The organism is Arthrobacter sp. TE12231 (assembly GCF_054062895.1).
Genome location: NZ_JBSSFS010000001.1, coordinates 2203040 through 2217503 on the forward strand (window position 1 = coordinate 2203040; position 14464 = coordinate 2217503).

The window sequence follows — 14464 nt, forward strand, 5'->3', positions numbered from 1 at the left end:
CACCTCGGGCACAGGGGTTCCGCAACGGATCAACGCCCTCCCGTATCGAGGGCGCTTTCGTGCGTGAGCGCCGCAGCCAGGACCGCCGCAGTCAGGAGTGCGGCGCCAGCGAGGATCGGCGGAAGTCGGTGCTCCACACGTCGAGGCCCTGCCCGTCCCCGTCCGTGACGACGTATTCGGGCCAGCGATCAAACGCCGAGCAGGGATGGGATATCCCGAAATCCACGGTATCCGTGACCTCCAGACCCGTCGCGCCGGTAAGGACTGCGTGGTGGTCGAAGAGATTTCGCACCGCTGCGGTTGCGCCGGTCTTCGTCGCACCGTCAGCCGTTCGGGCCGACAAAAAGCTCGGCAGCCCGGCGTCGTACGGAAGATCCCGTTTGCCCGCGCCGACGACGGCGATCCCCTCTTCCGGGGTGGACAGGACGACGGCGCGAACCGAAAGCGCGGGAATGAGACCAGGCACGGGGCTGACGGCGGCGTACGTGCCGTGATCGTGGGTCACATAGCACCCTGATCGGAGAATTGTCCTGGTTCCAGGCACCTCGCCGAGGTCAGGAAGGAACGCGATGACGCGGTCCGGAAACGCGGAACCGCCCATGGAGTAGATGGGCGTGGCGGTCTCAAAGTACGTCGCGGCTTCCAGATAGGTGTCCTTTACCAGTTGGCAGTGCCGGTCAACCGCCGTGACCGTATCCTCGGCCCTGCTGTTGGGCACGACGCCTTCGTAGCCGGCGACGCCGACCAGCTTCAGGCCCGGCGTGGCACGGACCAGCCCGGCCAGGCGCAGGGCCTCGCCCACGCCGCGGACTCCGGTGCGTCCGCCGGGAGTTCCCACGTCGATCAGCACCTCAAGGGCGACCGTCGCGCCGTCGAACGCCGCCGCCGCTGCTTTGACCCCAGCCGCCGAGTCGACGAAACAACGGATTTCCCGGGCCGGATCCTCCTCCAGCCACGTTCGGACACGCAGTAGTCCGAAGGTGTCGACGATCTCGTTGGCGACGAGAACGCGGACATGTCCCCAATCCAGTGCCGAAGCGACCTGGTCCACGGTGGCGACGGTTACGCCGACCGCGCCGGCGGCCACCTGCCGTTCGATGATCGGTGCCGACATCGTTGTCTTGACATGCGGGGCCAGCTCCACACCCCTCTCGCGACACCACTCGGCCATGACCCGGATATTGCTGTCGAGGGCCTCGCTGTTGAGCCGCAGCTGCGGATACGCCGGGGTAGCGGCTAATTTGGCCGCGAAGTCTCCATCGGCTCCGGCCGGACTCTTGATCAGCTTGCTCACGCTACTCCCCTGTCGTTCGCTCCAAAAAGCGGCTTTTCCCTCCGACAATCTACTGGAGCATCACGGGCAGTGCGTCATGGCAGGGCAAAACCGGGAGCGGAGGGAAAATGCCCCCACCGACCGTTAAGGTTTCTCCTCTTTGGCGGTCTCGGTGAAGAGGGCTCCCTGCGCGGCCCCGGAACCCGACTTCCCGCCGCCCGCGCCACGCAAAATGAAGGCGATACCGACGGCGGCCGCTGCGCCGGCCAGTGGCCCGGCGACGTACACCCAGTAGTCGGCGAAATTGCCGCTTGCGAGATCGGGCCCGAACGTTCGTGCCGGATTCATCGATGTGCCGGAAATGGGACTGCCCCACAGTCCGGCCACCGCGATGTACGCGCCCACTGCAAACGCCCCGAGCAATCCGATGTTCTGAGCCCCGGAGGCGGTTCCCAGAATGACGCTGACCAGCACCAACGTGAGCAGTGTCTCCATCCAGAACGCGGCGCCCGCCGAATACCCTCCCGCCGGATAGTTCGAACCGTAAGTGGCGGAGACACCGATCACGGCCTGCAGCAGCAGGCAGGCAAGCGTCGCGCCGATGAGCTGAACGACGATGTAGCCCGGCACCCGGCGCCACGGGAAGTCACCGCGGAGCGCGAACGCGAAGCTGACCGCAGGATTCAGATGCGCGCCGGAGATTTTGCCCATGAACAGGATGATCCCCATCACCATCAGGCCGGGGGCCACCACGGCCGCCGTGCGGCTGATGACACCGGGGAAGGCCTGGCTCATCATTCCACCCCCGGCCGCGACAATGACGAGGAGAAATGTGCCGTAAAACTCCGAGAACAGCCGCCGCCATTCCTGGCGCGGATCATTAAAATCCTGGATTCGCAGCAGGATGTTCTGCTCGACAACTCCCAGCTCGCTGGCAAGGTTGTGATTGTGCGCCTCGTCTTGACGCGCGCCCGCGCGTCCGATTCCGTCTTTGCCCTGATTTTCCGCCATGGCGTGTCGCCTCCGCCGGTTATGGAATCGTGCCGTGCCAATCTGATTGCCAATCTGTTGGCACAGAGCGGGGCGGCACCTGAGAAGCCAAATGTACCGCTGCCGGAGCCGGTTGTCAGCGTTGCGCAGATGGCCCTCCAGGAGTTGTCGGCCGGCCAATGAAGCGAGATCCATCCGTCACGCGCCACGGCCGGTAAGGGTGCAGTCGATTCGGGGAAAGGACGGGGCTGGCGCCCGCTAACACTCGAAAGGCGCGAACATCCGAAAGAACAGGGGCGGCAATTTCGTAAGGACATCCGGGGAACAAAGTCCTACGATTCAGCCATGACGCTTCAGACGTGGCAGAAGTATTCCGAGTGGCCCCTCGTCGGTGCGGCCTTTCTTTTCCTGGCGGCCTACTCCATCCTGGTCATTGTCGAACCGCCGGCCCCCTACGCCACCCTTCTGACACTGGTCATCTGGTCAACGTGGGCTGCCTTCGGCGTCGATTACATTGTGAAATTGGTGCTGGCGCCCCACCGGGGCCGATGGTTCATCCGCCACCCTATGGACCTGCTCATGGTGGTGCTTCCGGTAGCGCGGCCTTTGCGGCTCCTGCGTCCCTTCACCTTGCGTAAAGTCATGGACCGGGCCCCGGGCACCGCCATCCGAACGCGCGTCATGGCCTATGTCATTGCCTCGGCCGTCCTTCTGATCTACACCGTTGCCCTGAGCGTCCTCAGTTTCGAAAAGGGCGCTCCGAACGCGAATATCACCACGATGGGCGACGCCTTGTGGTGGGCGGTGGTCACCATCACAACGATCGGATACGGCGATTATTACCCCGTAACCGTTCCCGGCCGATGGGCTGCGGCCGCGCTGATGGTCGGCGGGTTTGCAGTCCTGAGCATGGTCACGGCAGCCGTGTCCTCCTGGCTGGTTGAAAGTGTGACCGCCGCAACCGCTTCACGGACGAAAGCCGACCAAGTCTCCGGCAACGACGAGCTTGCCCGCCTCACTGCCCAGGTCAATAGGCTCAATGACCAGCTGGCCCGGAGCCTGGGCGAAACCAACAGTGACCACGGCGACGGCACACCAGGCAAAGGACCGGGGTAACGGCAGGGTGCCAACGCCTCATCGGCCGTCCACATCACGACCGTCTCCCTGCCGTCTCCTGGCGCGGCATCCGGTCGGTGCCGTTGCGTTTCAGAAGCCGGCCGGCCTCTTCTGCCGCGGATTGCCTTGGAGGTCCATGGCTTCGTGGATCTGCAGGGCAAACCACAATTGCGCCAGCGTGGAGGTTTCGGTCATATCAAGGCCTGTCAGCTCACTGATCTTCCGGATGCGATAAATGATGGTCTGGCGATGCGCGAACAGGGCAGCCGCGGTTTTCTGCCAGGACCGTTGCGTGTCAAGAAAGGTCTTCAGCGTGACGATGAGGTCCCCATTTTCTCCCTGTTCATACTGGAAAATGGGTCCGAGGAGCCGCTGTACCAGTGCGTTGCCTTCCTCAAAGCTGGTGAGTCCCAGCCAGGAGGGTCCCTCGGCATAGCGGACCAGCCGCTCGCCGGTGCTTGATGCGGTCCCAAGCGCCCACATCGATTCCTGAAGGGCCCTCTGCGCACCGGCGGCCGCGGAAGGCCGGCTGATCCCGATCTTCACATTCAAGGGAACGACGTGCCGCAGGAGATCGTCGGTGCAGTCTGAGGCGACAGCCAGATGCAACGTATTGAACCTGCGCTGGCAGGCCGTCGGATAGCCGTGTCGCCATAAATCGACGTGAATCCCCGCCAGGGCCTCACCGTCGTCGCTGGACATGGAGATGATGAGGAATTCCCGTGAAGTAATCCCGAATTCAGGCAGCCGGCTTTCAATCTCGGCTATGCCCAGGCGTCCGTCAAAGGCCTGCACAAGGAACTCGGCACCCAGCCGGCGCTGGTTCTCGAGCGACAGAACCGTCCGCGATAGCTCCAGCCCAAGGACTGTGGCGGCATGAAGCAGCACCACCGCATCCGGGAGCGGCTCGGATTTCGGCAGCACCACCAGAAGCGCATTGGCGTGCGTCGGAATATCCATCATCAGAAGGTGACGGTCCCCCACGCGGTGCCACTGGAACTTCTTGCTGGCCACCGGTGACTTGCTCGTCAGCGGTTCAAGGTCACGCCTGAGCTCCGGCGGCAACGACCGGCCTCCGGGATGCCAGGCATGCAGGCACCGTCGATCAACCACGAAGAGGCTCGCGTCGAGTTCGGCTTCGATGCCGGCGATCAAGCTTAGCCAGTTGTCGTCAGAGGGCCCCGCCAGCCGAAGGAGGTCATAGATACGAGCCGTCTGACGCAGTTTTCGGGACTCCTCAAGCAACGAAGCCTCAGCGACCGAACGTGCGATGGCGATGAACGGAAGCGGGTAAGGGATGCTGATGACCGGCAACGGCAGGTGGTCGCAGACTTCGAAGAACTCGGGAAGCAGTTTAGGGGCATGCATCTGCTCGCCGATCGCCAGGGCACTCGCGCCGGCGTTGACCAGTGCCTCGGCAAGCTCAACCTGCCCCGCGGGATCCGCCGGGATGGAGAGCCCGTTGGTCATCATGAGCTCGCCGCCGGTGACCCATTCCCACAGCCGCGGGAGGTCGGATGTGTGGGCCCACGTGACCCTGTTGCCCAGACCGGCGGACCCCGCCAGAAGGCTCAGGCCCAACTGGGGTTCGGCCAGCAGTTCGGCCACGGTGATCGCCATGCGCGGTTCCTGTTCATGAGTGCGGAGGCCGCCCCCAAGCCGCTTATACACATGTATAAACCCCTCTGTTATTTGTAGTCAATCTGCGCATATACGCCGTGACGCAGATCACTAATAGTGGAGGTAGCAGCAACCGCGCAGATGCCCGGCACGGAGAAGAAATCTGCGGGGCTGCCGGAAACCAAAGCAACCGGAGGATCCCTGTCATGACCGCACACAAGCCAATCGGCCCCGTCGACGCAACGAAAGTCCCCCGCTACGCGGGCCTGGGCACCTTCGCCCGGCTTCCTCAGATCGACCGTGTCCCGGACTACGACATTGCGATTGTCGGTGTCCCGTTCGACGGCGGCACCTCCTACCGCCCGGGCGCCCGCTTCGGTCCGGCTGCCGTCCGCGAAGCGTCGCGGCTCCTGCGCCCCGGCTACCACCCGGAGCTCGACGTCGAGCCCGTGTACGAAGCCCAGGTTGTAGACGCCGGCGACATCGCCTGCACCCCGTATGACATCGCCCGCGCAGTCCGCGAGATCGAAGAGCAGGCCCTCCCGCTCCTCGGCGACGCCGGCTCCGGCAAGAGGCTCATCTCAATCGGCGGCGACCACACCATCGCGCTCCCGATGCTGCGGGCCCTGAACAAGGTCCACGGCCCGGTGGCCCTGCTCCACTTCGATGCACACCTGGACACGTGGGACACCTATTTCGAGCAGCCGGTCACGCACGGAACCATCTTCCGCCGGGCCTTCGAAGAAGGCCTGCTCGTCGAGGACAGGTCGATGCACGTGGGCATCCGCGGCCCGGTTTACGACCGCAACGATTTCCTTCGCGACCACGAGTTCGGCTTCCAGATCATCCGCTGCTCGGACCTGGACGTCATCGGGGTTCCGGCCGCGATCCAGCGCGTCAAGGAGCGGCTGGGCGACACCCCGGTCTACGTCTCCATCGACATCGATGTTCTGGACCCGGCCTACGCCCCGGGCACCGGCACCCCGGAAATGGGCGGGCTCCACTCCCGCGAGCTGCTGGCGCTGCTCCGCGGATTGAACGGCATCAACATCGTGGGCGCCGACGTCGTCGAGGTCGCTCCGGCCTATGACCACGCAGACATCACCACAGTCGCCGCGGCGACCCTCGTCTTCGACCTCCTGGCGTTGATGGTGAACCGCAGCAAGGCCACCGCCAACGTCGCCCAACAGCTGGAATCGGCCACCGTTTGAGCCGCAACTGCCGGTCAGTCGCGGCTGATTTGTACATATGTATGAAGAGGTTTACGGCAACTGTTCAATCGCCGGATTCTCACTGTGACAAAAGTCACGAATGATTGATACAACAGATCCCGTGCTCGACGAAGTGCCGGGACAGAACAAAGAGGTTCCCATGTACTCCTGGAATGCATCATGAACGCTCGACCCACTCACGCAGTCGCGGCCGAAGTGCCCCGGCTCGAGGACAAGACCATTCAACCCATCCCCGCCCACGAACGCCACGGAAAAGCCCGGGACCTTTTCACCATCTGGTTCGGTTCCAACATCATGATCATGACCATCGTGACCGGGGGCCTCGCGACGACGGTGTTCGGGCTCAGCTTTGTACCCGCCATCGTCGGCATTATCATCGGGAACCTCGTTGGTGGCATCTTCATGGCCCTGCATTCGGCCCAAGGCCCGCAACTGGGCGTGGCGCAGATGATTCAGACCCGCGGCCAGTTCGGTTCGTACGGGGCGCTGCTCATCGTGGTCATCGTGGTGATCATGTACGTAGGGTTTTTTGCGGCGAACCTCGTCTTTGGCGGCGAAGCACTGGCCGCAGTCAGCCCGGGCATCAGTGTTGACGGAGGCATCATTGTCATTGGCGTCGTGAGCGTCGTCGCCACCATCTTTGGCTACCGGCTCATCCACGCCTATGCACGCTTCTTGAGCATCGTGGCGGGTCTGGCGCTGGTGCTGGCCTTCGTCTGGATCCTGGCCGTCCACGGATTGCCGTCCAGCTTCCTGAACCAGGGAAACTTCAACTGGGTGGGCTTCATGGCCACCATCTCCGTCTCCGCCCTGTGGCAGCTCGCCTACGCTCCCTACGTCTCGGACTACTCCCGCTACATGCCTCAGGGCACCGGCTCGGCCCCGGCGTTCTGGGCCTCCTACTCAGGCTGCGTCCTGGGAACACTCTTCCCGATGGTCTTGGGTGCCTTGGTGGGAACGCTCGCCCTGGCACTGGTCAACGATGGCAGCAGCGTCGAAATAGTGGGCAGCCTGGGAGCCCTGCTCGGGCCATGGACCATGGTGGTCATCGGAATCTTCTGCCTCGGCGTTGCGGCGTCGAACGCCATGAATCTCTACTGCGGGGTCCTCTGCACCCTCACCATTGGCCAGACGTTCAGGCCAACCTGGTTGCCCCACGCCAAGACCCGGACCATTGCGGCGATCCTCATCTTCACCTTCGCCCTCCTGATCTCGCTGTTCGCACGCGACAATTTCATCTTCTTCTACACGAACTTCCTCTCCTTCCTGATGTACGTCCTGGTTCCGTGGACGGCCATCAACCTGGTCGACTATTACCTTCTGCGGCACGGCGACTACAGGGTAGAGGACTTCTTCAAGCGTGACGGTGGAGTGTACGGAAGGTTCAACTGGATTGCGATCGGAGCCTATCTTGCCGGCGCGTTGATCCAGGTTCCGTTCTCGGCAACAGCGATGTTCACGGGGCCGGTCGCCGCAGCGATGAACGGCGTGGACCTCTCCTGGATTGTTGGCCTGGTGGTCGTTGCACCCCTGTACTACTTTGCGGCACGCGTGTTCCGGAAGACGCCGGATGCCGTCCCCTTTCAGTCGCCCGCATTCGCAACAGACCTGGTTGAGGCGCCGCAGACGTAACGTCCACCCCGGGCATCTGCGGCCCGCACTCACACAAACTCCCGGCGCCGAGATCGGCGCAGAAAACAAAGGCCAATTATCATGACACTCACAGACATCAAGCAGTTCACAGTCCGACGCTCTTCCTCCGAGCAAAGCTGCGCCGGCGTTTTGCCGCCCGCGGGACACTTCATCGGTGGAACGTTTGTCCCCGGTTCCTCGACTCAGCTCATCGACGTCGTAGACCCCACCACGGAGCAGGTCATCACGTCAGTACAGGCCGGCACGGCTGCGGATGTGGACGTTGCGGTCGAGGCGGCCGTGGCGGCCCAGAAGTCCTGGGGCGCCACGACGCCGAAGGAACGGTCCGAGGTGCTCTCGCTGATCGCCAACATCATTGAAGACAACCGTGAAGCATTCGAACTCATCGAATCCGCCAATACCGGTAAACCGCGAACCGTCGCGGAGGACGATGTCTCCAGCACCATCGACACCTTCCGATTCATGGCCGGAGCTTCCCGCACGCTGACGTCTATGGCGGGCGGCGATTACGCCACCGGACACACCTCAGTCATCCTCAGGGAACCCGTCGGCGTCGTCGGCGTCATCACCCCTTGGAACTACCCGCTGCTGATGGCTGCGTGGAAGATCGCGCCCATCCTGGCCGCCGGAAACAGCATCGTCCTCAAGCCCTCCGAACAGACTCCCCTCTCGACACTGAAGCTGGCGGAACTTGTGGCTGGACGCATCCCCGATGGAATCCTCAACGTCGTGACGGGACAAGGCCGGACTGTTGGGCAGCGACTTGCCGAACACCCTGATATCGCCCTCATTGCGTTGACGGGGAGCGTCGTCAGCGGACAGGCGGTGGCGGAGACCGCGGGCAAGTCCGTTAAGCGCGTCCACCTCGAACTCGGCGGCAAGGCCCCTGTTGTGGTCTTCCCCGACGCCGACCTCCGCGCCGCCGCCGCCGGCGTGCGAAACGCCGGCTTCTGGAATGCCGGCCAGGACTGCGGCGCCGCCTGCCGCGTGCTGGTCCACGAATCCGTGGCTGAGGAGTTCACCGAGCACCTGGTGCGCGAAGTCGGCACGCTCGTCGTCGGCGCCCCGGGCGCCGGGGACGACGTGGAAATCGGTCCCATGATTTCGCGCCCGCACTTCGAACGCGTGAAGGAATCACTTGCCGAGGCAAAGGATGCGGGTCTTCAGGTGGCCATCGGCGGCTCGGCACTGGAAGGTCCCGGCTACTTCATTGAACCCACAGTGATCAGCAACGTGCCGGCCGGGGCCCATATCGCTACCCACGAAATCTTTGGCCCCGTCGTCACCATCGAGTCCTTCAGCACCACTGACGAGGCCATTACCCGGGCCAACGAGAGCCCCTACGGCCTTTCTGCCTCGGTGTGGACGCGGGATTCGAGCCTGTCGCTGAGCATTCCGAAGCAACTCGATTTCGGCACCGTCTGGGTCAATTCACACCTGGTGTTGGCCTGCGAGGTTCCGTGGGGCGGATTCAAAGGATCCGGCTACGGCCGCGACCTCTCACTCTATGCCCTGGACGATTACTCCCGGACCAAGCACGTCATGATCAACCACAGCGCGTGAGCGTTGATACCAGCATCGGAGCTCAGCAATGACCACCACGAATCATTCCCAGGCCGCGTCGTCGGCACGCGCGGCGACCCCGTCCGCTCCCTTCGGGACGGACGTCACGTGGACTAACTGGGGCGGAAACCAGAGCGCCACACCGGCCTTCACGGTCCGGCCCCGGAATGAACAAGAAGCGCTCGACGCCGTCCGGTTCGCCATCCGCGAGGGCCTGCCCGTCCGCGCGGTCGGCTCAGGACATTCATCCTCTCCCCTGGTTCAGACCGGCGGCGTCCTGATGGACATGTCCGCACTCTCGGCCATCACCGGAACCGACCGCGGGCGGCGCCGCGCCAGGGCCCTGGCCGGCACCACCATCAACGCCTTTGGCGATCCGCTGTGGGAACAGGGGCTGGCACTGGGCAACCAGGGCGACATCGACAAGCAGCAGATCGCCGGCGCACTCGCGACCAGCACCCACGGCTCCGGAAAGAACCTGGGCAGTTTCTCGTCCGCCTTGCGCTGGGTCAGGCTGATCAACGGCTACGGCGAAATCGTCGAAATCGGTGAAGGGCAACTCCGCGAACTCAGGGCCGCCCAGGTCGCTTTGGGCACGCTCGGAGTCTTCCTGGAGGTCGAACTGGCGGTCGAGGACCGCTATTACCTGCAGGAGGAGATTACGTATCCCACGTGGGCGGAGACCGCGGCAACCTGGCAGGCCGACATCGACGCGAACAGGCACTACTCGTTCCTGTGGTGCCCGGACGACGATTCATGTGAGCTCCTGGACCTCCCCGGTTCACCGGACCAGAACATGGCGAACCGCAGCTACACGAAGCGGTACAACATCGCGCAGATCCAGGACGACCGTGAAATTTCCCGCACGGAGGGTGCCCGGCTGGACCGGTCGTACCGCATCTACCCGGGCGGGTTCACCACACAGTTCCATGAACTCGAGTACTTCGTTCCCAGCCGGCACGGCCTGGAGGCCGTCGAAGCTGTCCAGGACCTGATCCGCACCAAGCATCCGGACCAGAAGTACCCCGTTGAGGTCCGCTGGGTGAAGGCCGACCAAGGGTACATGTCCCAGTTCCAAGGACGCGACACCACCGTCATTACCCTGACCACTCAACCTGGAACTGACTACTGGCCTTTCTTCCGGGATGCAGATGCGCTGCTGCAGGAATTCGAGCCGCGTGCCCACTGGGGCAAGATCCATTTCATGACGAGGAGCCGCTTGGAGCGTCTCTACCCGGAGCTCGACACCTTCATCCAGATACGCCGGGAGTTCGACCCCCGCGGAATGTTCCTCAACGACCACACCCGCGCCCTCGTAGGCTAAATCCACAAGCAGTTCACGCGCGCGCACAGCCAAAAGCACGAGGTGCGGACAAGGTCCGCACCTCGCGCTCTTGACCTGGCTTAAACGTCAGGCGGAAATCCGCTCCGTCAGGCTGGAGCTGGCCTCACGGACGGCCGGGACGCCGTCGCCGTCCTGGCCGTACAGCCAGTCGTTGTACTGGAAGTCGTTGTCCTTCCGGCTCTTGAAGAGCAGGTTGCGCAGTGTCCGGGCCAGTCCGGACACGTGCCAGGATTCGCCCCAGACGCGGGCGGTGCGCTGGACCCGGGCCGTGCGGCCGGCGCGGATGTCATTGAACTCCTTGATCGCGCCGTCCCAGGCGTCCGGGTTGACGCCTTCCGCGGTGAAGACGGTGCCGTTGGTGGCATCCTGCAGCACGGCGGCGTCTTCGAGCGCCTGGCAGGCGCCCTGGGCGAGGTACTGGAGCATCGGGTGCGCGGCGTCGCCCATCAGCACCATTCGGCCGGCGACCCAGTTTTCGATCGGATCGCGGTCGTACATGGGCCAGCGGATGCCGGTGGCCAGGTTCTTGAGCGCTTCCTGAACGGCCGGGACACAATCCTTGTACGCGGCCTCCAGCTCGTCCACACCGCCGTACTGCTCTTCGCCTCGTTCAAACGAGGCGGACTTGAAAACGGCCACGGTGTTCAGCAGCTCGCCCTTGCGCAGCGGGTACTGCACAAGGTGGCAGTCGGGTCCGAGGTAGACGATGACGTCTTCGAGGTCGGCCTTGGGCGTGTTTTCGGTGATCGGGACGGTGCCGCGGTACGCGACGTAGGCCGAGGGGACGGGCTCATCGTTGGCCACGAGCGGACGCAGGGTGGACTTGAGTCCGTCGGCGCCGATCACGACGTCGGCCTCGTAGTCCACGCCCGCTGCGGTGTGGGCCACGCCGCGGCCGTTGACGGTTTCAACGCTCTCGACCATGACGTCGTTGACGAGCTTGACGCCCGCCGCCTCGCAGCCTTCGAGCAGGACCCGGTGCAGGTCGCTGCGGTGGATCACGACGTACGGCGCGCCGTAGCGTTCCTCGAATTCCCCGCCGAGGGTCTGGCGGGTGAGCTCCTCGCCGGTGACGGCGTCGCGGAAGACCAGGTGTTTGGGCTGGACGCCGATTTCAAGCGCCTTTTCCAGCAGGCCCCAGCGGCGCAGGACGCGGGAGGCGTTCGGGGCCATCTGCAGCCCTGCGCCGACCTCGCCAAACTCAGGGGCCCGCTCCACGAGAGTGACGTTGGCGCCGTTTTCACGCAGCGCGAGGGCTCCGGCCAGTCCGGCCATTCCCCCTCCGATGACGAGGACATCGGTGGACGTGGCGTGCTCAGACATTGCTTGCTCCTGTTGATGTGAGTGAGGGTGAGGTTGAGAGTTTGGACTTGAGTTTGAGGCCGACGGCGGCCAGCAGTACCGCGGCGATGGCGGCTGCACCGGCGAAGGCGAGGAAATTGGAATTGACGCCCAGCCCGGCGGCCAGCAGGAGGCCACCGATCTGGGGTGCGGCGACGGCGCCGATACGGCCCGTCCCCAGCGCCCAGCCCAGCGCGGTTCCGCGCAGGTGTCCGGGATAGTGGCTCGCGACGGCGGCGATGATGAGGCACTGCGTGCCGTGGGTGCCGACGCCGGCGAGGACCAGCATGAAGTAGACGACGCCGACGGGCGGCCCGCTCACAAGAACCACGAGGGCTCCGGCAGCGACGGCGGCCGCGGCGATCGCCGTCGGGATCGGACCGAAGCGGGTGCCCGCCCAGGCCGTGATGACCGAGCCGGCCACGGCACCCAGGTTGAGGGCGAGTGCGAAGGTCAGGGCGGAGCCCAGGTTGTAGCCGGCCAGCTGCATGAGGTTGGGCAGCCAGGTGCCGAGGCCGTACCAGGCGAACAGGGTGGCGATCGTTGCCAGGGCGAACAGCACACTCACCCCCAGGTACGGGGCGCGGAGCAGGGAGGAGAAGCCGGACGGCTCGTTGACCGCATGCCCCTTCCCGGCTGCCTTGCGGACGGCCCTGCCTGCGGCGCCGGCCGGTGTCAGGGTCTCCGGAAGGTATTTCACTCCGAGCGGCACCACAACCATCAGGGCGACCACGGCGACCAGGAACATGGACTCCCAGCCGAACGCGGGGATCAGCTGGATGCCGACGAGGGCGGCGATGGATCCGCCAATCGGGACACCGGACATCATCAGGGTGGCGACGGTGGAGCGCCATTTGGGCGTGACGAGTTCGGCCACGAGCGCATTGGCCGAGGGCACCAGCCCGCCGAGTCCGATGCCGGCGAGGAGCCGTAGGACGCCGAAGACCGGGGCACTAGGCGCGAACGCGCAGAGGATCGTGAAGATCGAAAAAACGATGGCACAGCCCAGGATGGTCCGGCGGCGGCCCCACGAGTCGGCCATGCGTCCGGCGAAGATCGCCCCGATCATCATGCCGACGAAGGCCATGGAGCCGATCGTTCCGGCGGTGGCCTTATTCAGGCCCCAGCCGGTCTCAGAAATCAGTGAGGACTGGACGGTGCCGTAGACGATGAGGTCGTAGCCGTCGAAGACCACCAGGAGCCAGCAGACGAGGACGGCCGCTGCCGAGCCTTTGGAGAACCGTGATGCAGGCCCATCAGCGGTAACGGGGCCGGGAAGACCCGGTGTCGGCCGCTCCGGCGCTGCAGCGGAAGGTGTGTGATTCATCCCACTACTGTCATAGAGATTGCAGGCGAACAACAATACAATTCTGATGTGCAGAACAACCCGCCAGCCAAGTCCACCCGCAAGCCCGTCCAAAAGCGGCCGACCTATTCCATCGAGGCGGTGGACAATGCGCTGCAACTCCTGCAGCTGCTCCGCGACGGCGGCGCGCTGCGGCTCAAGGACGCCGCCGCCGAGCTCGGCGTAGCCCCCTCCACCGCGCACCGGCTCCTGGCGATGCTGGTCTACCGGGGCTTTGCCGTGCAGGATGAAAACCGCCGCTATGTTCCCGGGGCGGCGATGGGGGTCGGTCCGGCGGGCCTGAGCTGGACCAGGCTGCTGCGCTCGCTCGCCCAGCCGCACATGGAGCTGCTCTCTGCGCAACTGAACGAGACCGTCAACCTTATGGTGCGGGTGGGCACCAAAGTGCGCTTCCTGGCCACGGTGGAAGGGAACAACGTGTTGCGGGTTGGTGACCGGCAGGGGACGGTCATGCCCGCCAACAAGACGTCGGGCGGCAAGGCCATGCTCGCCGAACTGGAACCCCACATGATCGACCAACTCTTTCGCAGCAACAATGCCGAGATTGGCGGGGACACCATTCCCGCCGCGGAGTACCCGGCGTTCCTGCGCGAGCTTGAGTCCATCCGCAGCAACGGCTTCGCGGCCAATTTCGAGGGGACGGAGGAGGGGGTGAGCGCCCTCGGCATTGCCCTGCACAACCGGCACGGGCACGTCGTCGGCGCACTCAGCGTCGCCACTCCCTCGACCCGCTTCCGCCGGGTCTTCGACGCCGGACTCGTCCCCGCGCTGCGGGAAACCTGCCGGCAGCTGGAAATCGACATCGCGGCTAATCCGGCCGAGCCGGACTGAGTGCGCGCCGAGTGCGCGGCAGGGCACACAGCGGGGTACCCCGCCGGGCACCCGGGGCAACAATCCATAAATTCTGACTGGCAGAATATGTTGGGGGTCACACCTCCACATCCGTAGAGTCGAACTACGCCAAA

At 64.5% G+C, this 14464-nt stretch carries 11 protein-coding genes; 6 read left to right on the plus strand and 5 right to left on the minus strand.

Annotated features, from left to right (window positions below; translation table 11 throughout):
- Positions 1 to 91: 91 nt before the first annotated feature.
- Together ACVWYS_RS09970 and ACVWYS_RS09975 are read right to left on the minus strand one after the other, a co-directional pair.
- Positions 92 to 1294, minus strand: coding sequence for an alanine racemase (locus ACVWYS_RS09970; protein WP_456509680.1), 1203 nt, complete (start codon positions 1292 to 1294; stop codon positions 92 to 94).
- Between the two features lie 123 nt (positions 1295 to 1417).
- Positions 1418 to 2284 carry an MIP/aquaporin family protein gene (locus tag ACVWYS_RS09975; protein ID WP_344367872.1) on the minus strand — a complete coding sequence of 289 codons (867 nt, stop codon included), beginning with the start codon at positions 2282 to 2284 and terminating at the stop codon, positions 1418 to 1420.
- Positions 2285 to 2608: 324 nt separating this feature from the next.
- Between ACVWYS_RS09975 and ACVWYS_RS09980 the strand changes: the two genes are divergently transcribed.
- A complete protein-coding gene (locus ACVWYS_RS09980) occupies positions 2609 to 3379 on the plus strand; it encodes a potassium channel family protein (RefSeq protein ID WP_456509681.1) in 771 nt (256 codons plus the stop codon).
- Positions 3380 to 3469: 90 nt separating this feature from the next.
- On the opposite strand, the gene ACVWYS_RS09985 is transcribed toward ACVWYS_RS09980, so the two are convergent.
- Positions 3470 to 4999: a PucR family transcriptional regulator gene (locus ACVWYS_RS09985; protein ID WP_344367875.1), complete on the minus strand. Its 1530-nt coding sequence runs from the start codon at positions 4997 to 4999 to the stop codon at positions 3470 to 3472.
- A gap of 206 nt (positions 5000 to 5205) precedes the next feature.
- Here ACVWYS_RS09985 and speB point away from each other — a divergent pair, with 206 nt between their 5' ends.
- The 4 genes from speB (at position 5206) to ACVWYS_RS10005 (ending at position 10771) form a co-directional block, all read left to right on the plus strand.
- A complete protein-coding gene (gene speB / locus ACVWYS_RS09990; RefSeq protein WP_456509682.1) occupies positions 5206 to 6210 on the plus strand; it encodes an agmatinase in 1005 nt (334 codons plus the stop codon).
- 180 nt (positions 6211 to 6390) lie between these two features.
- Positions 6391 to 7863: a purine-cytosine permease family protein gene (locus tag ACVWYS_RS09995; protein WP_344367877.1), complete on the plus strand. Its 1473-nt coding sequence runs from the start codon at positions 6391 to 6393 to the stop codon at positions 7861 to 7863.
- Positions 7864 to 7944: 81 nt separating this feature from the next.
- A complete protein-coding gene (locus ACVWYS_RS10000; protein ID WP_456509683.1) occupies positions 7945 to 9447 on the plus strand; it encodes an aldehyde dehydrogenase family protein in 1503 nt (500 codons plus the stop codon).
- Positions 9448 to 9475: 28 nt separating this feature from the next.
- Positions 9476 to 10771, plus strand: coding sequence for a D-arabinono-1,4-lactone oxidase (locus ACVWYS_RS10005; RefSeq protein ID WP_456509684.1), 1296 nt, complete (start codon positions 9476 to 9478; stop codon positions 10769 to 10771).
- 87 nt (positions 10772 to 10858) lie between these two features.
- Here ACVWYS_RS10005 and ACVWYS_RS10010 read toward each other — a convergent pair whose 3' ends face one another.
- Positions 10859 to 12115: an FAD-dependent oxidoreductase gene (locus tag ACVWYS_RS10010; protein WP_456506636.1), complete on the minus strand. Its 1257-nt coding sequence runs from the start codon at positions 12113 to 12115 to the stop codon at positions 10859 to 10861.
- The gene (locus ACVWYS_RS10015) at positions 12108 to 13460 is read right to left on the minus strand and encodes an MFS transporter (RefSeq protein ID WP_456506637.1); all 1353 of its coding nucleotides are present in this window, start codon (positions 13458 to 13460) and stop codon (positions 12108 to 12110) included. Before ACVWYS_RS10015 ends, ACVWYS_RS10010 begins: the two co-directional genes overlap by 8 nt.
- A gap of 48 nt (positions 13461 to 13508) precedes the next feature.
- On the opposite strand from ACVWYS_RS10015, the gene ACVWYS_RS10020 reads away from it, so the two are divergent.
- Entirely contained in the window at positions 13509 to 14330 is an 822-nt protein-coding gene (locus ACVWYS_RS10020) for an IclR family transcriptional regulator (protein ID WP_456506638.1), read from the plus strand.
- Positions 14331 to 14464 lie beyond the last annotated feature (134 nt).